General features: G+C 67.8%; 20 protein-coding genes. 6 read left to right on the top strand and 14 right to left on the bottom strand.

All coding sequences use genetic code 11. The annotated features are described in order from the left end of the window. Positions 1-33: 33 nt before the first annotated feature. Positions 34-867: an ABC transporter permease gene (locus RVX_RS01545; protein WP_116306920.1), complete on the bottom strand. Its 834-nt coding sequence runs from the start codon at positions 865-867 to the stop codon at positions 34-36. Continuing rightward, the gene (locus RVX_RS01540; protein WP_116306922.1) at positions 864-1805 is read right to left on the bottom strand and encodes an ABC transporter permease; all 942 of its coding nucleotides are present in this window, start codon (positions 1803-1805) and stop codon (positions 864-866) included. Before RVX_RS01540 ends, RVX_RS01545 begins: the two co-directional genes overlap by 4 nt. A 270-nt stretch (positions 1806-2075) precedes the next feature. Between RVX_RS01540 and RVX_RS01535 the strand changes: the two genes are divergently transcribed. The 4 genes from RVX_RS01535 (at position 2076) to RVX_RS01520 (ending at position 8140) form a co-directional block, all read left to right on the top strand. After that, a complete protein-coding gene (locus tag RVX_RS01535) occupies positions 2076-5423 on the top strand; it encodes a PAS domain S-box protein (RefSeq protein WP_172596614.1) in 3348 nt (1115 codons plus the stop codon). Beyond that, a complete protein-coding gene (locus RVX_RS01530) occupies positions 5423-5899 on the top strand; it encodes a response regulator (RefSeq protein WP_116306926.1) in 477 nt (158 codons plus the stop codon). The genes RVX_RS01535 and RVX_RS01530 overlap by 1 nt, the downstream gene beginning before the upstream one ends. Beyond that, positions 5896-6984, top strand: a complete 1089-nt coding sequence (locus tag RVX_RS01525) for an HD-GYP domain-containing protein (protein WP_116306928.1) — start codon at positions 5896-5898, stop codon at positions 6982-6984. The genes RVX_RS01530 and RVX_RS01525 overlap by 4 nt, the downstream gene beginning before the upstream one ends. Positions 6985-7207: 223 nt before the next feature. Continuing rightward, positions 7208-8140 (top strand): SAM-dependent methyltransferase, encoded by a 933-nt coding sequence (locus tag RVX_RS01520; RefSeq protein WP_116306930.1) that lies wholly within the window; start codon positions 7208-7210, stop codon positions 8138-8140. 344 nt (positions 8141-8484) lie between these two features. On the opposite strand, the gene RVX_RS01515 is transcribed toward RVX_RS01520, so the two are convergent. From RVX_RS01515 to RVX_RS01490, 6 genes are all read right to left on the bottom strand, one after another. After that, the gene (locus RVX_RS01515) at positions 8485-8895 is read right to left on the bottom strand and encodes a response regulator (protein WP_116306932.1); all 411 of its coding nucleotides are present in this window, start codon (positions 8893-8895) and stop codon (positions 8485-8487) included. A gap of 68 nt (positions 8896-8963) precedes the next feature. After that, positions 8964-9800 (bottom strand): hypothetical protein, encoded by an 837-nt coding sequence (locus tag RVX_RS01510; protein WP_172596615.1) that lies wholly within the window; start codon positions 9798-9800, stop codon positions 8964-8966. Beyond that, a complete protein-coding gene (locus RVX_RS01505) occupies positions 9797-10009 on the bottom strand; it encodes a hypothetical protein (RefSeq protein WP_230404699.1) in 213 nt (70 codons plus the stop codon). The genes RVX_RS01510 and RVX_RS01505 overlap by 4 nt, the downstream gene beginning before the upstream one ends. A gap of 150 nt (positions 10010-10159) precedes the next feature. Further along, the gene (locus tag RVX_RS01500) at positions 10160-10765 is read right to left on the bottom strand and encodes a DUF4881 domain-containing protein (RefSeq protein ID WP_116306936.1); all 606 of its coding nucleotides are present in this window, start codon (positions 10763-10765) and stop codon (positions 10160-10162) included. A gap of 29 nt (positions 10766-10794) precedes the next feature. Further along, positions 10795-11847 carry a sulfite exporter TauE/SafE family protein gene (locus RVX_RS01495; protein ID WP_116306937.1) on the bottom strand — a complete coding sequence of 351 codons (1053 nt, stop codon included), beginning with the start codon at positions 11845-11847 and terminating at the stop codon, positions 10795-10797. A 28-nt stretch (positions 11848-11875) separates the two neighbouring features. Next, positions 11876-12169: a DVU0150 family protein gene (locus RVX_RS01490; protein WP_116306939.1), complete on the bottom strand. Its 294-nt coding sequence runs from the start codon at positions 12167-12169 to the stop codon at positions 11876-11878. Between the two features lie 559 nt (positions 12170-12728). Between RVX_RS01490 and RVX_RS01485 the strand changes: the two genes are divergently transcribed. Together RVX_RS01485 and RVX_RS01480 are read left to right on the top strand one after the other, a co-directional pair. Beyond that, positions 12729-15455 (top strand): sigma 54-interacting transcriptional regulator, encoded by a 2727-nt coding sequence (locus RVX_RS01485; RefSeq protein ID WP_116306941.1) that lies wholly within the window; start codon positions 12729-12731, stop codon positions 15453-15455. 4 nt (positions 15456-15459) lie between these two features. Then, a complete protein-coding gene (locus tag RVX_RS01480) occupies positions 15460-18081 on the top strand; it encodes a PEP/pyruvate-binding domain-containing protein (protein WP_116306944.1) in 2622 nt (873 codons plus the stop codon). Between the two features lie 166 nt (positions 18082-18247). On the opposite strand, the gene rfaE2 is transcribed toward RVX_RS01480, so the two are convergent. The 6 genes from rfaE2 to RVX_RS01450 form a co-directional block, all read right to left on the bottom strand. Continuing rightward, complete coding sequence (gene rfaE2 / locus RVX_RS01475; RefSeq protein ID WP_116306946.1) at positions 18248-18772, bottom strand: D-glycero-beta-D-manno-heptose 1-phosphate adenylyltransferase; 525 nt, start codon at positions 18770-18772, stop codon at positions 18248-18250. 169 nt (positions 18773-18941) lie between these two features. After that, positions 18942-19754 (bottom strand): YkgJ family cysteine cluster protein, encoded by an 813-nt coding sequence (locus tag RVX_RS01470; protein WP_172596616.1) that lies wholly within the window; start codon positions 19752-19754, stop codon positions 18942-18944. A 304-nt stretch (positions 19755-20058) separates the two neighbouring features. Continuing rightward, on the bottom strand, positions 20059-21048 hold the full coding sequence (gene trpS / locus RVX_RS01465; protein WP_116306948.1) for a tryptophan--tRNA ligase: 990 nt from the start codon (positions 21046-21048) through the stop codon (positions 20059-20061). Between the two features lie 145 nt (positions 21049-21193). After that, positions 21194-21868, bottom strand: a complete 675-nt coding sequence (locus RVX_RS01460; protein ID WP_007526040.1) for a site-2 protease family protein — start codon at positions 21866-21868, stop codon at positions 21194-21196. A 188-nt stretch (positions 21869-22056) separates the two neighbouring features. Continuing rightward, positions 22057-22524, bottom strand: coding sequence for a response regulator (locus RVX_RS01455; protein WP_116306950.1), 468 nt, complete (start codon positions 22522-22524; stop codon positions 22057-22059). After that, the gene (locus RVX_RS01450; RefSeq protein WP_230404700.1) at positions 22521-24389 is read right to left on the bottom strand and encodes a sensor histidine kinase; all 1869 of its coding nucleotides are present in this window, start codon (positions 24387-24389) and stop codon (positions 22521-22523) included. Before RVX_RS01450 ends, RVX_RS01455 begins: the two co-directional genes overlap by 4 nt. Between the last annotated feature and the right edge of the window lie 189 nt (positions 24390-24578).

Here is a 24578-nt window from a genome sequence, read left to right as displayed (position 1 = left end):
ATGGCGTTCCGCCCCCCGCAACCGGCCACGCCGCTACATGCCGCGCCGCCGGTACACGGCCAGCACAAGCCCCTCCGCCAGCACGAACAGCGCCACCGGAACCAGCAGGAACACCAGCGACAGCATGGCCGCAAGGCCCCTGTCCGGCGACTGCAACACCGGGAACAGATACCCGGTGAACGAGGGCACCACCCCGCCGCCCACCAGTTGCACCAGGAAATAGTCGGAAAAGGCCACCAGGAACACCACGGAGCCGCCCGCCACGGCGGCGGGCAGCAGCAGCGGCAGTTCCACCACCACGAGGCGCGTCCACGGCCCCGCGCCCAGGTTGGCGGCGCAGCGGCCATACTCCTGCCCCACGGTCTCGAAGCCGGAGGCCAGCGCCCGCAGCATGTACGGGTACGACACCACCGACAGCACCAGCACCACGCCCGCCGGGGTGTCCGCAAGGCCCAGGCGGACCAGAGTACCGTACAGCCCCAGCGCGCAGCCCATGGCGGGCAGCAGGGCCGGGGCCAGCAGCAGCCCCTCCAGCGCCCCCCGTCCCCGAAACCGGCCGAAGGCCAGCAGCCGCGCCGGGGCCAGGCAGGCGCACAGGGTCACAGCCACCACGGCCAGAGAATACAGGGTGGACGAGGCCAGCGCCCCGGCGATGGACTGCCGGTTGGCCAACACGAAGGCCGCCGTGCGCCCGCCAAGGGCGGCGGGCCACAGGTCGGGCCACGCCCAGCCGGGCGCGGCGGCCCACAGGGCCAGCACCGGCAGCGGCAGGCCGAACAGCAGCCACAACAGGCCCAGGAACAGCCGGGAGCCCGTGCGCGCATCGCGCTGGCGGGCATTCGCCCGCACTCCGGCGCGCGGGGTCACAGCTGCCGCTCCCGGCCGCGCAGCCCGGCCACCAGCCGCACGTAGGCCGCCACGAACCCGGCGCAGCACAACAAGAGCAGTGTCAGCAGCGCGGCCGCCGCCGGGCGGTCCTCCAGCGAGCGCAGAAAGTACAGGTCGTAGGCCGCCACCCCCGGCATGGCCGGGGTGGATTCGCCGAGCAGCAACGGAATTTCCACCGCGCCGAAGGCATACAGGAACAGGATGAGGAACGAGGCGTGCAGCACCGGGGCAAGGTGGGGGATCACCACGTCGCGCAGCACGGCCCAGCGCCCGGCGCCCAGCATGCGGGCCGTCTCCGTCAGGCGCGGGTCCAGCCGCCGCAACGAGGCCACGGCCAGCAGCATGACGAAGGGCAATTCCTTGTAGGTGTAGGCAATGACCATGCCCAGGCCGTCGCCGCCCCAGAGCAGCGCCGGAAACTGCGCCTGCCCGGCGATCAGCCCGGCATGGTGCAGCGCGGCGGAAACCAGGCCCGAACGGCTCCAGAACACGATGGCCAGAAAGGCCACCACGATGTGCGGCAGGATGAGCGGCACGCGAAACACCAGCGCCGCCAGTTGCATGCGGGCGGGCAACCGCCACACCCCGTAGGCCAGCAGCGTGCCGCCCGCCACGGAAAACAGGGCCGCCGCCCCGGCCACGCGCAGCCCCAGCAGCAGCGAGCCGAACATGTGCGGCTGCGCCAGCTGCCGCCAGCCCGCCCATGCATCCGGTGAAACAATCCCACTCTCGGCCTGCTCCGGACCGTACTGGACCGGCAGCAGCCAGCCCACGGACTGGGCCGCCGTCAGCGCCACGCCTGCCAGAAACGGCAGCAGCAGCACCAGCAGGGGGCACAGCGCGGCCGTGCGCACCGCCAACGCGGGACGGCGTCCGGAACCGGCGGCGGCATCGAGGTTGTGATCGCGCGGGGGCATGGGGACTCCTGAAGGCTGGTGGGCAGGTATGGCAGGTGTACAGCCAAGCACAGATGGTTCGCAAGCGGACCGTTCCCTTCCGCTCTCCGGTCCCCGCGCCGTCCAGCCCGCGGCATGCCGTTGCACCCGCCGATGTTCGCCGGACCCGCGACCGCATTAGAAACGCTAGGGCCTTCCGGACATTGCGCGGCCCCGCCAACTTGGTCATACTGGCAGCATCGTCCACCATGCCGCCGCGCGGAAAACCGACGGCGCAACACAGGATCACAGATGCTCCGCACCTGTCATGTCGCGCCCACCGCCCGGCCCGACAGCCACCCCCGCAAGCGTGGCGTGCTGGCGGCCGCGCTGCTGCTCGCGATCGCCGCGCTGTGCCTGCTGCATCCCTCCCCCGCCCCGGCCCAGGCCCTGCTGACGGAAGAGGAAAAGGCCTGGCTGGCCGCCAATCCGGACAAGCTGACCCTCAGTTTCGACCGGAACTTTCCGCCGTTCGAGTTCCTTTCGCCGGACGGGAAATTCAGCGGGCTTACCGCCGACATCCTCCACCTCGTCGAGCAGCGGATGGGCGCGCGCCTGACGGCCATCCCCGCCGCCGACTGGCCCGCGCAACTCCGGATGCTGGAAAGCGGCGAAACCCCCGTGGTGCCCGTCATCGTGCGCACCGCCGAGCGCGAACGCTACGCCCAGTTCACGCCGCCATACAGCGACGTGCCCACCGCCATCATCGGAAGGCGCAACGAACCGGGAAACAGGCAGCTTGACGACTACGTCGGCCGCCGCGTGGCCGTGGTCAAGGGCTACGTCAGCGAGGCATATGTACGCGAGCGCTCGCGGGATGGCCGCATCGAGGTCGTGACAGTACCCAACGTGCAGGCCGGGCTGCGCGACGTGTCCTTCGGAGTGGTGGACGCCATGGTGGAAAACCTGGCAGTGGCGGCCCATTACATCGACAGTGAACAGCTGCCCAACCTGAAGGTGGTGGGGATGACAGACCTCGCCTACCCCCTCGGTTTCGCCGTCAGCAGGAAATATCCCCTGCTGTGCAGCGCACTGCTGAAGGCATATTCCGCCATTCCACCCGAGGAAATGGAACGCACCAGGGCACGCTGGATACGCCTGGACACCGGGGGCTTGCTCAGCCCCGACCAGCGCCGTCTGCTGCGCGTGGCGGCCGTGGCAGCGGCAGTGATGGTGGCCTGGCTTGCCCTGGTCACCTGGGTGTTGCGGCGCAGGCTGCGCGAAAAGGTGGCAGCCCTCGACCATGCCCGCCGCAAGGCCGATGAACAGGCCACCCGCCTGTCCCTGGTGCTGGGGGCGACCAACGCGGGCATCTGGGACTATGAGCCGCAAACCGGGTCCATCTACTACAGCCCGGAATGGTACACCATGCTGGGGCGGCAGCCCGACGCCCCCCCCCACACCTACGAAGGGTGGGCCAGCCTGACGCACCCGGACGACCTTGCACGCGCGACCGCCGGGCTCGAGGCGTATATGGCATCCGGCAGCAGGGGCGACTACGAGTCGGAATTCCGCATGCGCCATGCCAACGGGGAATGGCGCTGGGTGCTGGGCAAGGGCCAGACCGTGGCATGGGACGACAGCGGCCGCCCAACGCGCGTCATCGGGCTGAACATGGACATCCACAACCTCAAGCAGCACCGTGAGGCCGCGCTGGAGAGCGAGCGGCGCTTCCGCACCATTTTCGAGAACGCCCCGTACTCCATCGTCATCAACCGCATGTCCGACGGGGCCTACCTTGACGTGAACCGGGCCTTTCTGGCTTCGCAGGGCGTGGACCGGGAAGAGGCGCGGCGCGGCGATCCCCTGCGCTTTTCGGGCGCGTCGCCCGAAGAGGCAACGGCCTTCCGCCGCGCGGTCCGCAACCAGGGCGGCCTGCACAACGTGGCAACCCGCATCCTGCGTGGCGACGGAACGTACGGACACATCATCTTCTCTTCGGTTCCGGTGTCCTTTGGCGGCGAAGAGGCCATCCTGTCCATCACCGTGGACGTGACCGAGATGAAGGCCGCGGAAGAAGCCCTGAAAACCAGCGAGGAGAAGTACCGCGCCATCTTCAGCAACGCCCCCATCGGCATCTTCCGCACCCGGTACGACGGCAGCCTGCTCGACGCCAACCCGGCCCTGGCGCGCATGCTGGGCTACGCCGCCCGCGAGGAACTGTTGGGCCTGAACGAAAACCGCGCGCTGGCCCTCCACCCCCACCCGGCACAGCGCCAGCGCCTGCTGGACATGCTGCGGGAAACCCCGCAGGGCGTGCGCATGGAATGTCAACTGCTGCGCCGCGACGGGTCGGCCTTCCACGCCATCATCAACGCCTCGCTCCAGTCCGATGCGGACGGCAACCCCGCCTTCCTCGACGGCACCATAGAGGACATCAGCATCCGCAAGCAGGCCGAAGAGCAGTTGCGCCAGTCGGAACAGAAGTTCTTCCAGTTGTTCCATCTCAGCCCCGATGCCATCGTGGTGGCCCGGCTGGCCGACGACACGGTGCGCGACGTGAACCAGGCGTTCATCCACATGTTCGGCTTCACCCGCGACGAGGTGCTGGCAACCCCCGCCAGCGAACTGGCCATCGTGCCCCCCGGCGCCACGCTGCGCGCCCCGTACGGACAGGCCCGGCGGGACGGCGCGGTGCGCAACCACGAGTTTTCCGCCCGACACAAGGATGGCACGCCCATGAACTGCCTGCTGTCGTGCGCGCTGTTGCCCATCGACGGCGAAGACCACGTGGTGGCCGTGCTGCGCGACATCACGCAGATCAAGAAGATGCAGGAAGTGATCATCCAGACCGAAAAGATGGTTTCGCTGGGGGGCATAGCGGCGGGCATCGCGCACGAAATCAACAACCCCCTCGGCATCGTGCTGCAGGCGGCGCAGAACATGGCGCAACGCACCCGGCCCGACTTCGCCAAGAACGTGGCCGTGGCGCAGGACATGGGCCTCGACATGGAACTGCTGGCCCGCTACATGCGCGAACGCAAGCTGGACGTGTTCCTGGCGGACATCCAGGCCGCCGCCCTGCGCGCCTCGGCCATCATCCGGCACATGCTCGAATTCAGTCGGCGCAGCGAATCCAAGCGCAAACTCTGCGATCTGCCGGGCGTGCTGCACCGCGCGCTGAGCCTGGCCCAGAGCGATTACGACCTCAAGAAAAGCTACGACTTCAAAAAGATAGATGTTTCGCTGCGCATGGACGACGAACTGCCGCCCATCAACTGCACGGAAACGGAAATCGAGCAGGTGGCCATCAACCTGCTGCGCAACGCGGCCCAGGCCATGGCCACGGCCGACCCGCCCGTGGAAGCCCCGCGCATCGACATCGAGGTCACCGCCCTGCCGGGGGGAGTGCGCATCGTCATTGCCGACAACGGCCCCGGCATGCCCCCGGAAATCCTGCACCGGGCCTTCGAGCCGTTCTTCACCACCAAGGCGCCAGGGGTCGGCACGGGCCTTGGCCTGTCGGTCTCGTATTTCATCGTCACCAAGGGGCACGGCGGCCGGATGGAGGTGGAATCGTCGCCGGGCCAGGGCACCCGCTTCATCATCGAACTGCCCGTGGACCCGCCCGCCGACAGCACGCCGGAGGTTTCGCCCTGATGCCCCCCTGCCACGCCCCGGCCCCCCGCCAAGTGCTCATCGTGGACGACGAGGAACCCATCCGCCGTCTGCTGGCGGCCTATTTCGAGGACCTCGACGGATTCCTGGTGCGCACGGCCGCGTCCGGGGAAGACGCGCTGGAGGCTTTGGCCGCCCGCCACGCGGACCTGTGCGTGGTGGACATGCGCCTGCCCGGCATCAATGGGGAACAGTTCATCCTCACGGCGACCGCCCGGGGGCTGTGCCGCCACTTCCTGGTGCACACCGGGTCCGTGGCGATGACGCCGGGCAAGGCCCTGCGCGCGGCCGGGGTGGGGCCGGAGGACGTGTTCGTGAAACCCCACGACGCCGCCCTGCTGCTGCGCCGCATCCACCGGGTGCTGGGCATGTGCGACGGCTCCGGCGGGCAGGGCGTGGCAGACGCGGAGGGCCCGGCCCCCGGAGAGCCGCCGACCCGCGAGAGGATACCCGAATGAGCGTGCTGGTCATTGATGATCAGGAGGGCCTGCGGCGTTCGCTGTGCGCGTACCTCGAGGACATGGACTACGAAACGCTCGAAGCCGCCGACGGCCGCCTGGGGCTGGAGGTGCTGGACACCCACCTGCCCGATGTGGAGGCGGTCATCGTGGACCTGAACATGCCGGTCATGGACGGGTACGCCTTTCTCGCCCATGCCAGCAAACGCGCCCCGGACCTGCCCACCATCGTCCTTTCCGGGGTGGGGGTGGTGGATGACGCCATCCGGGCCATGCGCGCCGGGGCGTGGGACTTCATCACCAAGCCCCTGCACGATTTCAACATCCTGCAACTGACCCTGGACAAGGTGCTGGAGCGGGCACGCCTGCTGCGCGAAAACCGCGCCTACCAGCAGCGGCTGGAATCCATGGTGCGCGAACGCACCGCCGAAATAGAGCGCACCCGCCGCCAGATCATCCAGCGGCTCAGCCGGGCCGCCGAATACAAGGACAACGAGACCGGCATGCATGTCATCCGGGTGGGCGAGATCAGCGCGCTGCTGGGCCGGGCGCTGGGTCTGCCGGAAGACCGCTGCGACATGCTGCGCCAGTGCGCGCCGCTGCACGACGTGGGCAAGATCGGCATCCCGGACAGCATCCTGCTGAAGCCCGGCGCGCTGGACAGCGGAGAATGGGAGCTGATGCGCCGCCACTGTTCCTTCGGATGCGAACTGCTGGGCCCGCTGGAACGGGGCGAGGCGCGCGCCTCGTGCACGTCGCACCGGGTGGCGCAGGAGGATGAGGGCAACCCCTTCCTGGCCCTGGCCCGCACCCTGGCCCTGCTGCACCACGAACGGTGGGACGGCACCGGCTATCCCTTCGGCCTGCCGGGTCCCGACGTGCCCCTGGAGGCGCGCATCGTGTCGCTGGTGGACGTATACGACGCATTGCGCAGCGAACGCCCCTACAAGCGCCCCTTTTCGCGCGAGGAATGCCGCGACGCCATCGCGGCCGGTTCCGGCACCCAATTCGACCCCGCCGTGGTGCGTGCCTTTCTGGACAATCTGGACGCCATCGAAGCCATCCGCGAACGTTGGGTGGGGTAAGAGCCCCGGTCACCATCCGCCATGCAGCCGCCATGCACCCGCCCGTCGGCGGCGTCTTGTAACGCGCTCGGCCTCGCCAATGCCCCACGGCTTGCCAGACGCGCCGCGCCGCGCTACAGCCACGCCCACGCCGCCGCAGGGCGCCTGGCCCATTCCGAACCTGCCGCGGCCATTCCCGCATACTGCAACCCGCACCGATCGCCAACGCCGCCACAGGACACCCATGACCGCCACGCCGCTCGCCGACCGCACCATCTACATCGCCGCCGCCGGGTTCACGGACGACCTCGTCCATGAACTCGAAGACCTGCAAGGCGCGCGGGTGCTGGATGTGCGCGGGCGGCTGGTCGTCGCGCAGGGGCCGCCCCGTCCGGCGGCCTGGGCCCAGAACGTGTGGCTGGAGCCCGTGTCCATGCCCGTGGCCTCCATCGGCGACGCGGCCCGCAAGCTGAAGGCCATCCAGCGCAACTGGCACCTGCACGCCACCGGCCACCACCGCCGGGCCGCGCTGGTCCAGGAGCAGCTGCCCCGGGTGGCCGCCCGCCCCGTGGCCTTTGGCGATGCGCCGCCCACGGCCCCGCTGGGCTCGTGGACATTGTGGGAGCCGGACCTTGTGCTGGCCTCCGCCCGGTGTTCCAGCCCCTTTCCCGACGGTGAACCCCGCTTTGAGGAAAACCGCACCGTGCCGCCCACCCGCGCCTACCTGAAGCTGTGGGAACTGTTCACCATCCTGGGAAAGCGGCCCGGCCCCGGCGAACTGTGCCTGGACCTGGGCAGCTGCCCCGGCGGCTGGACCTGGGTGCTGGCGGAACTGGGCGCGCGGGTGTTCAGCGTGGACAAGGCGGACATCGCCCCGCACATCGCCCGCCACCCCAACGTGAACTTCTGCACCGGCAGCGCCTTCGGGCTGGACCCGCGCCACGCCGGGGCCGTGGACTGGCTGTTCTCGGACGTGATCTGCTACCCCGACAGGCTGCTGGCCACCGTGGGCCGCTGGCTGGAACTGGGCCAGTGCCGCAACTTCGTGTGCACCCTGAAGTTCCAGGCGGAAACGGACCACGCCACGGCCCGCGCCTTCGCGGCGGTGCCAGGGTCGCGCCTGTTGCACCTTGCCCACAACAAGCACGAACTGACCTGGGTGCTGCTGCGCGACTGACCCCGCGCATGCGGCGCGCCCGCATGCCCGCCGGCTGTCCCAACCCTGCCCCCATGACATTTCGCCATCCGCACCACCGGGGCGGATGGCGCGCCGCGTATCCGTATCCCCCCGCCGCCCTCCCGCACTGCTCCCCCCGCCACCTCCACTCCGGGCCAGACGCCGCCCCCGAAAAATGAGTCCGGGGCGGAACCGTCTGCTGCGAAGGTTCCGCCCCGGACCGCGAGGGGGGATGGGCGTATGCTGCTGTCGTGGAACACGTGCGGCGGCTTTCCGCCGTGCCGGGGTTACCCGGCGAAATTCATGTGCCTGCCCCTTGAGGCTGTTCCCTCTGCCCCCTGCCTTTATTGCGCGGCGCGCCGCTCCAGCACCTGCTCGAACGCGGTCTCGATGCGCTCCAGCAATTCCTCCACCGGGCAGGGCTTGAGCAGGTAGTCGCTGGCCCCGGCGCGCATGGCGTCCAGGGCGATGTCGGTATAGGCGTGCCCGCTCAGGATGATCACCGCCGGGTCTTCGCCGCCGGACTTGCGGATTTCGCGCAGCACGTCGCGGCCGTCCATGTCGCCAAGCTGGATGTCCAGGATCACCACGTCCACGGCCTGGCGGGCCAGCCAATCCAGCGCCGCGCGGCCGCTGCCCACGCCGTCCATGGTCACGCCGCGCTTGCGCATGCGGCGCAGCAGCGCGTCGCGAAAGCCGTCCTCGTCGTCCACCAGCAGGATGCGGCAACGCTTCAGCAGTTCAGGGCAATCCATGCTCGTCTCCTCGTCCGTCAGCCATCGTGGCCGCCACGGTGGCCGGTCTGGCCAGGTCGCCGCGTCCGTCACGCACCCAGCGTTGCCACGGGCGGCTCCGCCAACTCGGGCAGGGTCACCACGTCGCCGGGCCGCACGTCCAGTTCATGCGGCACGCGGGCCACGCAGTCGCGCGCGGTGCATTCCACCACCCGCGCCTCGCCCACCGGGGCGCCGTCCGGCCTGCGGATGCGGCAGCGCATGCCCGGGCTTGCCCCGTGCTGCACCCCCAGCCCGAAGGTCACGTCCTTGCCGCCGCCGTCGGGCGCTGGCAGCAGCTTGTAGATTTCCGCGCTGCGTTCGGCCAGCAGCGCCCGGCTCCAGGCCCGGCCCAGCATGAAGTTGCCGAACCCGGCCAGCAGGGCGAACGGCAGCACCAGTACGGCCAGGCCGAAGGGATCTATGCCGAACCAACGGGTAAGCCGTTCCGGCGCGTTGGCCTTCATGGTGGCTTCGTCGGGCCAGACCTGCACCACGAAGATCAGTGTGGGGTTCTGTTTTTCGCCAAACTTGTCGCGCACGCGAATGACGTATTCGCCCGAGGCCGGGTTGGCCCCCACCTTGATGGCCCCGCGCCACATCTTGCCGCCCAGCCAGTAGCCGGAATAGATCTCATAGGGCACAAGGCGCACCTGCCTGTCATCGGTGCCGCCTTCGATCACCATGTCCTCTATGGTTTCGGTCTGTGGCGGCAGCGGCCCGCTTACCGGGTATTCGCCGCCGGGCAGGGCGCTGGTGCTGTTGAAGCCCTGCTGCATCCTGCCCGCCAGCCCGTCCACCAGGCTGAAGGCGCAGACCAGCAGCAGCAGCAACGCCACCTTTCCGGAACGCCGGTGCAGGCGCGCCAGATGCACCGATCTGGTCACGCCTGCCCCCGGGCGCGCAGCCAGCGCTTGCAGCACCAGCCAAGCACCAGCGAGGGCGCGAGCACCGCGAAGAACGTCTTGAAGAACACCGGGGTGAATTCGTCCGGCGCGAACGAGGCGCGGTACATGCCCGCGCACACCGCCGCGATGGCCAGCAGGTTCATGGTCAGCACCAGCAGCTTGTGGGCCACGGTGGTTGCGTAATCCATCTGGTCTTCCACGGTGTCGCTCCTTGTCTTGATGTCCGCCGGGCTTCTTCCGCCCGTTCCGGCCCGCCATCATCACTCCCCGTGCGGGGGGGATGGCGGGGCGGAAGGGGGGGAAGCGGCGGGGCTGTCGCCAGCCCCGCCGCCGTCTGGCTACTTCTTGAAGATGTCGGTCTTGGTGATGTTCATGAAGCGCAGGGACACGCCCTCGACCTTGTAGTACACGCGCACTTCGTCGCCGGCGTCCCAGGTGGAATCGGGCAGGGCGAAGTATTCGTCAGGCATCGAGATGGTGCACAGCATCTTCTGGCGACCGGAGTAGATGGTCACGGTCTTCTTGTCGCGGTCCACCATGGGGAACTTCTTCGCGGTTTCCGTGGCCTTGTCGTACACCAGCGGATGGTTGCGGTCGATGTTCTCCTGCAGGTCCACCATCTTGAAGGCAATGTCTTCAAACGCCTGGGTCTTGGTGTTGAAGATGCGGATGATGTTGGCCTTGGTGTCCAGCTTCATGCGCTGGCCAGCCCTGGGCTCCGGCCCCATTTCGGCGGGGTCGGTGGGCAGCTTGTAGGTGTGCGGGGGCAGAATGGAGTAGTCCGGGTTCAGCGGCTCCATGGCCTTGTCCTGGATCAGGGTGACGGTTTTCGCGTTCTTGTCGTATGCGATCACCCGGCCCTGGTCCACCTTGCCGTATTCGCCGCAGCCCACGAGGCCGAGGGGCAGCGCCACCACGAGCAGCATCAGCAGAAAGCGTCTCATATGTTTTCTCCTTCTCTCGTGCGATACGGCTAGGCGGCCTTCTTGCGGGCCAGTTCAACCTTCACACCCTGCACCATGCGCACGAAGATGTAGAGCGACATGCAGGTCACGAGACCCAGCACCAGCACGGTGGCGCCAGCGTCGAGCACGCTCTTGAACTGCGGCAGCCAGGGCTGCACGAGCTTCATGAGGATGGAGATGGCGCAGCCGACCACGGCGAGGCCGAAGGCGATGCGGATGCCGTAGCCCTTGATGTACTTGGTCGCCACCGCGCCCACCTGCGCGCCGACGGAAGCGCCCACCAGCATGATCATGGCGGCGACGAGTTCGGTGCGGCCCTTGTAGGTGTAGGTGGCGGCGCCGTAGAGGCCGGAGATCATGACTTCGAAAAGGTCGGTGCCGACGGCCACGTGGGTCGGGCAGCCGATGAGGTAGATGAGGGCGGGCATGCGGATGAGACCGCCGCCGATGCCCAGGATGCCGGCCAGCCAGCCGGTGGCGAAGCTGACGATGATGGGCAGCCAGGCGGAGCAGTAGATGCCGGCTTCCTTCAGGTGCACCATGGGGGGAATCTTGATCTTGTGCAGGGTCTTGTGCCACTCGACGCCGGTGGTGCCGGCGGCCAGCGTTTCACCCTTTGCGGCGGCCTGGCGTTCCTTTTCACGGCGCTTGGCCACGTCGTGGAAGACCATCCACGCGATCATGGTCAGCAGGGCGATGTAGATCCAGCGCACGACCTTTTCGACGTTGCCCACGCGCTCAAGCCACATGACCATCTGTGCGCCCACTTCAAAGCCCACGACGGTGCCCACCAGCATGATCATCCCCAGCTTGTAGTCCACGTTGCCGAACTTGCCGTGGCGCATGGTGGAGATGAGCGACTTGCCCGCCATGTGGGCGATGTCCGTCCCGATGGCGAAGGCCATGGGAAAGCCGAGAATGTTCAGGCCGGGGGTGACCATCCACGCGCCGCCCATGCCGAAGAAGCCGCCGATGATGCCGACGCCCACGCCGAGAATGATCAGGCCGGGCCAGAAGATCTTAACGCCCGCGATGGGCATGAGGATATAGAGCCATTCCATCGTTGTTCTCCTTTGGTACGGGCGCGGCCTAGTGCTCGGCCAGTTCGCGGGACTTCAGGTCGATGCCGATCCAGTTCATCACGATGTCGGCGATGACGCCGAAGATCACGCCCACCAGCGGGATAAGAATGATGGTGAGGGTGGTGAACTGCACGTGGCTTTCGTTGTACAGGTTGGCCCACCAGGCCATGATGCCGTCCAGCTTGCGGGTGTCGGCCACGATGACCACGGGTGCGCCACCGCCGCCAGCGGCCAGCGCCAGGCCGGGAATGGCCAGCACGAACGTCAGCAGCGACATGAACAGCGTCTTGATCCTTCTCATGTGCATCCTCCAGGTTGCGGGCAGCCCCTGCCGCCCTTTTCGGCTTCCGCCTCCGGCCCGTCCTCGCCTTTCGCGATCCCGTCCGGCGGTGGAGCCCGCCTTTCCGTCCACCCGCACCCCCCCTTGGAGTGCGGTTTTGGTCCTGTCCGTTGCGCGGTAGCCGCCGCGCGAAAAGGACATAGCAACCCGCGTGCCATTATTTTCAATTGTCTTATTTTAATTAACTAAATGACATTCGCGCAAGTCGCGCTTGCATGATTGCGCAAAGCATTGTACCTAATTTCTCAAGCGATGCCGCAACGGGGCGCCTCCGCTTTCAGCCGCACCCGCCGTTGGCGACGACAGGTTGCGAAAGGCAGAGGAAGCGCCCATAAGCAATACCGTACCCCCTCGCACCAACGAGGCGCGGCGTGCGTCGGCGCACCCGCCACCGCAATTTCCGCACGGCCCGGCCCCCGGCGAGGCGGGCGGAAGCAGCCACGCGATTGCGGTGCGCCCGCCCGGCGGCCCGCCTTTCACCCCGGACACCCGTCCGCCACCACCCACACAGGGAGATGGCATGCGCTACTACAGGCCACCGCTGTTCGGCACCCTCTTTCGGCTGGAAGGCAACTTCGCGGAATGGAGCATCGCCAAGCGATTGCTCTTCGCCGCGCTGCCCGCGTTCATGCTGCTGCTGGTCATCAGCGGGGTCATCGCTCACCGCATTTCCCAGAACTTCCTGCACGACGCGCTGGGGCGCAGTTCGCTGCTGGCCACGCTGGCGCAGGCCCACGAGATGGAGCAGGTGCTGCAGCAGGCCCGACGCGAGTTGCTGTACCTCGCCCGCACCGACATTTCCGCCGCGTCCCTGGCCCACCACCTGCGCACCCGCGCCGAGACCATGGGCACCCTGTACCGCGAGATCGCCTACCAGGGGTCCACGCCGGACAACCGCATGGTGCTGCTGAACACCGGCCGCGATGTGTGGATGGTGCCGCTGGAACAGGCCCTGGCCACCCGTTTCGGCCCGCTGACCCGCCAGAACGCGCAAGAGCCGAAATCCGGCTTCGTGCGCATTTCCGCGCCCACGGAAGTGGTCTACCCTTCCGTGCCCACGGCGGGCACGGTGCAAGGGCTGTCCATGCACGTGCTGCGGCTGACCACCCCGGTACTGGACGCCGCGGGCAACCAGACCGGGCTGCTCACCCTTTCGGTGGACATGCTGGCCCTGCGCAACGTGCTCTCGGTGTATGCGTCGCGCAGGTCGCCGCTGTACATCTTTCCGGAAGAGACGGAAAAGCACCGCAGCTTCTTCTTCGACGCGCACGGGTGGATCCTGTTCCAGTCGGAATCGCCGGAACATCCCAACCTGGAACTTTCCACCGACACGGTGCGCTCGGGCATGCGCGGCGACTTCGGCCGCCCCGGCTTCGAGGCGGCCTTCCGCCCCAATCCGGAGCAGGAACGCTACTGGGGCATGGTCACCGAGGTGCAGTCCGGCAATTCCGGCCAGAGCCGCCTGGGCACCATGCTGGAAGACCCCTCGCCCATGAACCGGGCCTTCTACATCAGCTACGCGCCAGTCACCTTCAGCGAAGGGCCGGGCGCCAGCACCGTGGTGGTGGGGGGCATCGCCTATACGGACACCAGCTTCCTGGCCATGGCCGCGTCGTACAAGCTGTATGGCGCGCTGTTCGTGTTCGGGCTGTGCGCCAGCGCCGTTTCGGCGTTCATCCTGGGCATGCTGGGGCGCGGCATCGCGGGGCCCCTGCACCACATCGCCGAGGAAGCCAGCGGCAAGCTGGAGGCGGGCGACATGACCCCCATCGAACTCGGGCGGGTGCACCCCGAGGCCGAGGCCCTGCGCCAGACCACCAATGACCTGCTCGCGGCGTTGCGCGTGCGCAACGAAGACCTGCGCCAGCGCGAGGAGCACTTCCAGACCGCCCGGCGACGGCAACGGGTCTGCCTGGATACGGAAATCGCGCAACAGCAGCCGCAGAGCCAGCTTTCGCCGCAGGACACCATGCCCGGCATCGTGGGCACCAGCGAGGCCGTGCGGGGCTTGCGCGGCCTGATACGCAAGGCATCCGGCGTGGAAGCGGACGTGCTGATCATCGGCGAGACGGGCACCGGCAAGGAACTGGCGGCAGAGGCCATCCACATGACCAGCGACCGCGCGGGCGGGCCGTTCATCTCCATCAATTGCGGGGCGCTGGATGAAAACCTGCTGCTGGACGCCCTGTTCGGGCACGTGAAGGGGGCCTTTTCCGAGGCGCGGGGCGAACGCAAGGGCGCGTTCGTGGCGGCCGACGGCGGCACGCTGCACCTCGACGAGATAGGCAACGCCTCGCCCAAGGTGCAGCAGGCGCTGCTGCGCGCCCTTTCCGTGCGGCGCATCCGGCCCCTGGGCAGCGATGACGAAATCCCCTTCGACGCGCGCATCATCGCGGCCACCAACGTGGACCTGAAGGACTGCGCGCGTCAGGGCACCTTCCGGGAAGACCTGTACTACCGGCTGGCGGTGATCACCATCAACACCCCCCCCTTGCGTGATCGGCGCGAGGACATCCCCGCCCTGGCCGACTACTTCCTGAAGCAGGCCGCGCAAACCCTGAAGCGTCCGGCCATGGGCCTTTCGCGCGGGGCGCTGGAAAAGCTGCTGGCCTACGACTGGCCCGGCAACGTGCGCGAGGTGAAGAACTGCATCACCCGCGCCGTGGCCTTCGCCGAAGGCGACACCCTGTACGCCGAGGATCTGCGCTTTGGCGCGGAACTGGATCCCACCTTGTCCCACGGCGCGTTGCTGCCGCCTTCCCCGGCCATGCAGCCCGGCATGGGCCAGCCCACCGCACCCGCCGGGGGGCAGGGCTACGGGCCGTCGGCCCCGCCTCCTCCTGCCCCGGTTGACGGCGCATCGCATGGCGCGCCCGGCGGCACCGTGTACGACCCTGTGACAGGGCGCATCGTGTCCGCCGCCTCCGGCGCGGGCGGCCCGGACTGGGCTGATGTTTCCGGCGCGCCGGGCGCCAACGGCCGCAATGCCCGGCCGGGCGCGGAGGCCATGCCGCCCCTGTCCGCGCTGAACCCGCGCCAGCGCGCCGCATGGGAATTCATCAGCCGCAACGGCGGCATCACCCGCACCCAGTACCAGGACATCGTGGGCAACGAGATACCCATCCGCACGGCGCAGTACGACCTGCAGGACATGGTGCGCAAGGGTTTCATCCGCAAGGTGGGCAAGGGGCCCGCCACCAGGTATGTGCTGACCGACGGCGCCGCCCAGGCCCCGTCACGGAGGTAACGCCATGCTGGCCGCGCCGCCCCCCGCATCGCTGCTGGAGCGCCTGCGCTCGCTCTTTGGCGGGGGCCGACGCGCCGTGGATGCCGAATCGCGCGAACGGGTCATGCGCGTGTTTCGCTCTCGCTACGCGCATTTCAAGGACCTGCTGGACTCCAACGCCGAACTGGCGCGCATCCTTGCAGACATCGACGAAAAAATCGCGGGGTGCACCATCTTCGGGGCCACCTGGCTACGCTCGCAAGCTACGCGCTCAGTGTTCCACGCCATGCGCATGGTCACCGGCCTCAACGCCATATCCAACGATGCGTACCCGACGCTGCCCGCCATCGTGGAACGCATCAACGGCGAAATCACCGAACTGCTCGAAAGCCGCCCCCAAGCCACGGTGGAGAATTACGCCCTGCCCTTCACCGACATCAACGGGGACATGGTGGACTGGGTGGGCGGCAAGTGCGCCAACCTGGGGGAACTGACCTCGCGCGTGGGCGCGCCCGTTCCCCGCGGCTTCGCCATAACCACCCGCGCCTACTACGCCTTCATGGAGCACGGCGGGCTCATGGGCGAAATACGCAAACGCTTGCGCGAAGTGGACCCGCAAGACCCGGAAAGCGTGCTGGACGTGGCCGAGGACATACAGGACCTGTTCGCCGCCGCCAGCGTGCCGCCAGACCTGGCGGACGCCCTGCGCGCGGCCTGCGACGAGGCCTTCGGCCCTGCAGGCGCGAACGGCAAGCACGCGGAAGGGATGGGCCACAACCTGCGGCTGGCCGTGCGCTCCAGCGCCCTCAGCGAGGACAGTCACGTATCCTTCGCCGGGCAGTACCTTTCGGTGCTTAACGTTGGCCGCGACAACGTGGTGGACGCGTGGAAGCGGGTGGTGGCCAGCCTGTTCATGCCCCAGGCCATCGTGTACCGGCTGCACCAGGGCATCACGCTTGATGCCAGCGCCATGGCCGTGGCCTGCATGGAAATGGTGGACTCGGTGGCCGCCGGGGTGCTGTTCACCCGCCACCCGGTGGACCTGCTGTCCGATTCACTGGTCATCAACGCCGCCTGGGGGCTGGGCGCGGCCGTGGTGGACGGGGAAATGGAGCCGGACACGTGGCTGTTCAGCCGCGAGAACGAGCCCCGCCCGTTATCGCGCAATGTCGTCTGCAAGGCACACCGGCTGTTGCCCGGCGACGACGGCCGCCTGCGTGAGGAAGACGTGCCCGAGGCCCAGCGCGACGCCCCCTGCCTGACCGATGTCCAGGCCGCCGCACTGGCGCGCATCGGCATGCAGGTGGAAGCGCACTACGGCGTGCCGCAGGACGTGGAATGGGCGCTGGACACAGACGGACGGCTGCTGCTGCTGCAGGCCCGGCCGCTGACCACCACCCCGCGCGGCGACGCGCGCACCACCCCGCTGATCGAAGGATACCCGCTGCTGCTGCATGGCGGCGAACCCGCCTGTCCCGGCGTGGGCTGCGGGCCGGTGCTGCAACCGAAGGACGCCGAAGAACTGGCCCAGTTCCCCGAAGGGGGCGTGCTGGTGGCTACGCATTCCTCGCCGTCCTACGTGCTGGTCATGCAGCGCGCCCAGGCCATCGTGGCCGAGGCGGGCAGCATCACCGGGCACATGGCCTCGCTGGCGCGGGAATTCGGGGTGCCCACCATCGTCAATGCTCCGGGGGCCATGGCCGCGCTGTCCGTGGGCCAACAGGTGACCGTGGACGCCTTTTCCTGTCGGGTCTACGCGGGACGGGTGGAGGAGTTGCTGCCCCTGCGCGAGGAGCGCGCCGTGTGCCTGCGCGACACGCCCATTCACAACCTGCTCAAGCAGGTGGCCGCCCGCATATCACCGCTGAACCTGCACGACCCCAAGGCCGCGGACTTCGCGCCTAAATCCTGCCGCACCATCCACGACGTGATGCGCTTCGTGCACGAACTGTCCTATGCCCACATGTTCCGGCTGTCGGACACGGTATCCGACGCCGGGGCCGTTGCCGTGGAAATGAAGGCCCCGGTGCCGCTGGATCTGCACGTCATCGACCTTGGCGGCGGCCTCGTGGATGTTGACGGCCCCTATGTGTGGCCGGAACAGGCGTCTTCCGCGCCGTTCAAGGCCCTGCTGGAAGGCATGCTGGACCCGGCGGTGCACCAGCGCGGCCCGCGCCCGGTGGACATGAGCGGTTTTCTGTCCGTCATGAGCCGCCACCTGATCGAGCCGCCCACCATGCACGGCCAGCGCTTCGGAGACCGCAGCTACGCCCTGGTCTCTGACAAGTACCTGAATTTCAGCTCGCGCGTGGGCTACCACTACGGGGTGCTGGATGCCTACTGCGGCCAGACCATGAACAAGAACTACATTACCTTCCAATTCAAGGGCGGGGCGGCGGACGAAACGCGCAAGAACCGTCGGGTACGCTGCATCGGCATCATTCTGGAGGCCCTGGGCTTTCACGTGGAGGTTCGCGGCGACATGGTCACCGCCCGTTTCCAGAAATTCGCGGCCGCGCAGATCGCCGAGCGGCTTGTGCAACTGGGGCGGCTGCTCATCGTCACCCGGCAGTTGGACATGCTGATGGTGGACGAGGCGGCGGTGCAGCGCTTCGCGGACAATTTCCTGCACGGCCGCTACCACTAGCGCGCCCGGATCGCGCATGCTTTTGCGCGATCACGCGAGACGCGACAGCGGACTTCTTTCTTGCGCGAATGACTTGCACAAAACAATAAACTCCTGACGTTCCTTTGGAACATCAGGAGTTTATTGTTTGCGCCATGCACATGACTGAAAGAAATGCGCGCCGGGGCTATTCCCCGGCTGCGCAGGCGGACAATCCGGACCGGATACGCTGGATGAGCCCGGTTGTGGAAAAACCGGGCAACAGCGGCAGACTGAGCACCCGCCCACCACGGGCCTGCACGATGTCGCGCCCCACGATGCGGTCCACGGACCAGTCGCCGCCCTTCACCAGCACGTCGGGCTGGATTTCCGCGATAAGCGCGTGGGGGGTATCCTCGTCGAACTCCACCACATAGTCCACGGAGGCAAGGTGCGCCAACACGTAGGCCCGCACCGCGAAGGGATTTACGGGCCGGTCCGCGCCCTTGCCCTGACGGCGCACCGAGGCGTCGGAGTTCAGGCCCAGCACCAGCAGGTCGCCCTCGGCGCGGGCACGGGCCAGCAGGTCCACGTGGCCGGGGTGCAGGATATCGTAACAGCCGTTGGTGAACACCACCCGCTGCCCGGCGGCGCGGCGGGACGCCAGCAGGCCGGGCAACGCGGGCCGGTCCACCACGGCGGGATGGGGCAGGTCAGTATGGGGCGCGTCCATGGATGACTCCGGTTGACCGCCGGGCGTGTGGCGAACAGGCCTGGCGGACATTGGACATTTGTTGAACATTGGACCGGTGCGGAAACAAGGCAGAACGAACTAGCCCCACCTCCCAAATACACGCCAATGTGGCGCCACGGGCGCGGCCCGGCAGGCTGCGAACGCCATGCTATCCTTTCATGCGCAGCGCGGCGCAATCGCCAAACAGCACCAGTTCCGCCCAATCGTAGGCAAAGTCCAGCCGGGCTTCCTCGTCGTCCAGCACACGCTGCTGGCGGGCCGCGTCGATATCAAGCCGCTCGAACAGCCTCACGCCCCGGATGAAATCGGCAAAGCGGTCCACCTGATAGCACGCCAGCAGCACCATGGTGGCCTGCTTGGGGCTGATGCTCGCGCCCTGGCGCTTGCAGCGCGCCATGAGCCGCATGTAGCGGTCGTTGGAGGCGTTGTACGGCTCCAGCCCCTGGTCGGCCAGCCATGTGGCGCTGGACCATTCGCCGGATTCGTCGAAGCCACGGCAGTGCTCCTCGCGCACCACGAAGAACTGTTCCACCACGTTGCCCTGCTCGTCTTCCTTGGTGGCGCGGCCCAGCGGGTAGGTGCGGCACGCGCCGGAACGGTCGGGGTACACGGTGCAGCCCTTGTCGCTGACGAACGGGCACAGCTTCAGCGGGTGGTCGCTCATGCGCAGGAACAGGGCGGGAAAGCCGGTGTCCGGGTACTGGCCCACACGGGCATGGGCATTGATGAATTCCTCGCTGCCCATGCCTAGGTTGCGGCGCAGCCGCAACACGTCGTAGGGCGTGAGCGGCATGTTCAGGTCGGAACAGCAGGCATTGAAACAGCGCACGCCGGGGTGACAGGCGAACCGGAACATCTGGCCCGCATGCAGTTCCGGCAGGCTTTCCAGAAAATTCTGCGTTTCGTCGCCCTGCGCAGCGTTACCGCCACACCCGCTACAGTCGTTCATCTCGCCGGTCATCGTCGCCTCGCTTGGGCAGTGCGTCGGATGTCCGGCGCGGTCATTCAAAACTCACAAAATGATGTCTGGCTCCAAAAGCATCAACACCTTTTGACTTCTTGCAGGATACCCGACCCGCCCTCCCACAGCCTGCCCGAGGGCGGCGCGCGCCACGCGAAAGGCGGACGCGGTGTTCGGGGCAAGGCGCGTGGATAAACGCCGACGCAGGCGCAGCAGCGCTACGTCAAGGAAGGGGTTTGTCCGCGCAACGCAGCACCGGGCGACGCGCCCCGCCTTGCAGCGGCGTGCGTCGCCCGAGGGTAGGCTAGAAGTTGAGTCGGTCGCGGACACCACCCATGATCCTCGACGCCTCGGCGCGGGCGCGGGCGTCCCCGGCATCCAGGATGTCCTGAATGCCCTTGGGGTTAGCCAGCAGCGCGGCGCGGCGTTCGTGCAGCGGACCAAGGAACGCCCCCAGGTTTTCAAGGAAGATCTTCTTGCAATCCACGCAGCCCAGCGAGGCAGTGGTGCACCCCTTGCGGATCTCGGCCTGCTGGTCCGGCGTGGCCATCAGTTCGTGGTAGGGGAACAGGTTGCACACGTCGGGGTTGCCGGGGTCGCTCTTGCGCAGGCGGTTGGTGTCGGTGAACATGCCGCGCACCTTGGGGGTGATTTCCTCCATGGTGTCGCGCAGGTAGATGGAGTTGCCGTAGCTCTTGGACATCTTGCGACCGTCCAGGCCGAGACACTTGGCCGCCGGGGTCAGGCGCGCTTCCGGCTCGGGGAAGTATTCGCCGTACAGGAAGTTGAAACGGCGCGCGATCTCGCGGGTCAGCTCCAGGTGGGGCAGCTGGTCCTGGCCAACGGGCACCCACTTGGGGTGGTAGATCAGGATGTCGGAGGCCATCAGCACCGGGTAGCCGAGGAACCCGTAGTTGCCGAGGTCCTTGTTGACCACTTCCTGTTTCTGTTCCTTGTAGGTGGGGTTGCGTTCCAGCCAGCTCACCGGGGTGATCATGGACAGGATGAGATGCAGCTCCGCGTGTTCCTTGATGTGGGACTGCTGGAACATCACGCACTTTTCCGGGTCCAGCCCGGCGGCCACCCAGTCGGTGACCAGTTCGGGCACGAACTCGCGGATGCGTGAAGGATCGGCGTAGTCGCTGGTCAGGGCGTGCCAGTCGGCCACGAAGAAGAACGCCTCCATTTCATGCTGCATCTCGACCCAGTTCTTCAGCACGCCGAAGTAGTGGCCAAGGTGCAGCGGCCCGGTGGGCCGCATGCCGGAAACGGTGCGCTTGTCGGGAGTGGTCATGGTCTATCGCTCCTCCGGGAGGGAATGGAATATCGAAATATGGGGTGAACGGGCGGCGTGGCGCGCCCGCCAACCGTCGGAAACAGCGCCGCCCGGCCATGCGCGGGCAGCGGCGGGGCGGCGGCGGTTCAGGACGGCGGAAAGGCTAATCCAATCCCACCAGCCACAGGGCGAACGCCTGCGAATGCTGCACCAGCGGGGACAATACGGGAAACAGCACCCCGGTCGCCAACAGCACCACCAGCAGGAGCAGCCCGTAGCGTTCCATCTTCTGATAGTGCCAGCTTATGGAGCGCGGCAGGACACCCGCCAGGATGCTGCCGCCGTCCAAAGGCGGAATGGGGATAAGGTTGAACCATGCCAGCATGAAGTTCACCTTGATGCCGATGAAGAACATGTACAGGAAAAAGTCGTACGCGCCGTGGCCGCCCCACTGTTCCACGGGCAGCGCGAGCGTGAGCAGGCGCAGGCATGCCGCAAAGCCAAGGGCCACCAGCATGTTGGTCAGCGGACCGGCCACCGAGACCAGCGCCATGTCCCGCCGGATGGACTTGAAGTACCGGGGATTCACGGGCACGGGCTTGGCCCAGCCGAGGATGAAGGGACTGGTGAGGGCGGTGAACACGAACAGCAGCGAGCCCATCACGTCCAGATGCGGCAGGGGGTTCAGGGTCAGCCTGCCCAGCATCTTGGCGGTGGGGTCGCCGCGCTTCCACGCGGCCCAGCCGTGCGCCACCTCGTGGCAGACCATGCCGAGCAGCATGGGCACGAAGGCGGCGGCCAACAGCTTTATTTTCGCGGCGATGTCGGTTTCAAACATGACCCCTGCGGCTACCACGAAGGCGGGGGCAGGGCAAGGGGCGCTCGGCCGGGCAAGCCGTGCGGCGGGCGATACGGGCAAGGGTGTGGCGAGGCGAGCCACCGGAGAGGCGAAAGACCGCCGCACCGGCGGGCCGCCAGGGCGGACCTCCACCGCCGGGCTTACGGCCGTTCCCCGCGAATGGGGGGCTACCCGGCGGCCTGGCGCCCCAGCGCGCGCTCGATGGCGCAGACCAGGTCTTCCATCTCGCACGGCTTCAGCAGGTACCCGGCCGCGCCAAGGCGCATGCCCTCGCGGGCTTCTTCCGCGCCGCCGTGGCCGGTCAGCATGATCACGGCCATTTCCGGGGCCATGCGCCGCACCACGCGCAACAGTTCGAAGCCGTCCATGTCGTCCATCTTCAGGTCGAACACCGCCGCGTCATAGGTGGCCCCGCGCAGGGTGCGCAGCGCTTCGCCGCCGCTGCCCGCCGTGTCCACCACGTAGCCGCGCCGGGCAAGGCGCTTCTGCATCACCCGGATGAACCCCGCCTCGTCGTCCACCAGCAGCAGGCGGACGGGCGGGGGGCCGCCATCCGGCCCGTTGCCCGCACCTCCGCCAGACGGCGGACCTGACGGGGAACCGGGCGGCACAGAGGTCGAGTGCGCATCGCTCATGCCGTATCCTCCCTGCCCCCGTCGCCGGGGGGATTGGCGCTGGAACCGTTGCCCCCCGCCAGCATGCCGGGGGTCTTGGCCGGTTCGGCGGCGCGGGGCTGCATGGCGCGCGGCGCGGGGCATGAGGCCATGCCCGTTGCCCCGCCCGCCAGCCTGCCGGAGTGCTGCGCCGCATGGGCCGCGTGTACCGCCGGGTCGAACGGCGGCAGCAGCACCTGAAAGGTGGTGCCCACCCCCACGATGCTGCTCACCTTTATCTCGCCGCCCATCTTGTTGATGATGCCGTAGCAGATGGACAGCCCGAGCCCCGTCCCCTTGCCCACCGGCTTGGTGGTGAAGAACGGATCATAGATGCGCTGCAGGATGGCTTCCGGCATGCCGGGGCCGGTGTCCGCCACGTTCACGGCCACCATGCCGTTGTCGCTCATCAGGGTGGCCACCTTCAGGGTGCCGCCCGAGCCTTCCATGGCGTCGAAGGCGTTGTTGAACAGATTCAGGAACACCTGCTGCAATTCGGAAGGCGAGGCCGCCACCGGGGGCAGCCCCTCGGCCAGGGCCGTCACCACGTGCACGCTCACGGTGCGCGCCTTCTGGCCGGAAAGCTCCACCATTTCCATGACCAGCGCGTTGATGTCCACCGCGTGCACCTCGCGGTCGGAACGGCGGGCGAAGCTGAGCAACTTGTGGGTGATGTCGCGGCAGCGCACGCCCTGGGTGCGGATTTGCCGGGCGCTGTCGCCTATCTCGCGCACGGCGTCCTGTTCCTGCAACTCGCCCAGCACGTCCTCTATCCAGCCCGCCTCTTCCATCATGATGGCCACGGGGTTGTTGATCTCGTGGGCGATGCCCGCCGCCATCTCGCCAAGGGCGGACAGTTTGCCCGCCTCCACCACCTGCGCGTTGAGGGCGGCCATTTCACGCTCCAGCCCGTCGATGCGTTCGATGATGCGCTGCGCCAGAAACATGCCCAGCACCAGCACGGCGATGGAGGCCAGCCCCAGCACCAGGAACAGGGTGCGCTGCGCGGCGTGCAGCCCTTGCAGCGCCTCTCGCGTGGACTGCTGGAACACCAGCACCCAGTCGCCGCCCTTCAGGCGCGACATGGCGTAGATCATTTCGCCTTCCTCGAAGGCGCGCTCCTGCTCCATGCCGCCGATGCCGCCGCCAAACACCCGCCGGGCGTATTCCGCGAGCAGGGTGCCGTCGCCCGCGGAATGGCGGCCGCCCGAGGTCTGGAATTCACCGCCGCGATTGATGATGCAGGCCTGCCCGGTGGCCCCCACGCGAATGTCCTCGACCAGCGAAACGAAGCTGGCGAAATCGATGGTGGAGCGCAGTATCCACGCCTTGCCGTCCACGAGCAGCTTCACGGCCACGATGAAGTGGGGCGACTTGCGCACGCCCAGAAACACGTCGCTGATGAACACGTCGCGCGCGCCGGCCTGCAGGAACCAGTTTTCGTGGGAATAGTCCGTGCCCTCAAGGCGATGGGGACCGGCATACACCCGCTGGATGCCCGCATCGTCCACCATGCCGAGGTCCACGTACACCCCGCCGTAGGCGTTGCGCAGCGCGGCCAGCTTGCGGTTCAGGGTGTCCGCGTCCAGCAGCCCCGCGCCCTGGGCTTCGGCCAGCATCTGCACGCTGGCCAGCCGCTCGTGCAGAAAGTCGTCGATCTTCTGGCTGTGCCGGTCGGCTATCTCGCGCACCTGGCCAAAGACCATCTCGCGGAACGATACCCCCAGGTGCAGGTTCATGACCCCCAGTATCAGCACCAGCGGCAACACCGACGCCACCAGGATGCCCATGTAGATGAGCCGGTTCAGCGCGACGCGGCGGCCGACGGGGAACAGGGAATCTTGCATGCGGACCTCGTTGTTGGCGCTGCCCCCCACCGGGCGACGGCGCAAGGCGCGGGCGGCGCGATGCCCTCCATCGGAAGACATGCAAAAACGGGGGGCGAGCCACGCCGACCGGCGCGGGCAGGCGCACGCGGCACGCAAACCGCGTGACGGCCGGGCGGCGCAAGGCTATCGCGCAATATCGCGCAAGCC

Origin of the sequence: Nitratidesulfovibrio sp. HK-II, assembly GCF_003402415.2 — a bacterium.
Taxonomy (GTDB): domain Bacteria; phylum Desulfobacterota; class Desulfovibrionia; order Desulfovibrionales; family Desulfovibrionaceae; genus Cupidesulfovibrio.
Note: the sequence above shows the minus strand (reverse complement) of the source record. Positions and strands in the feature narration are given on the sequence as shown.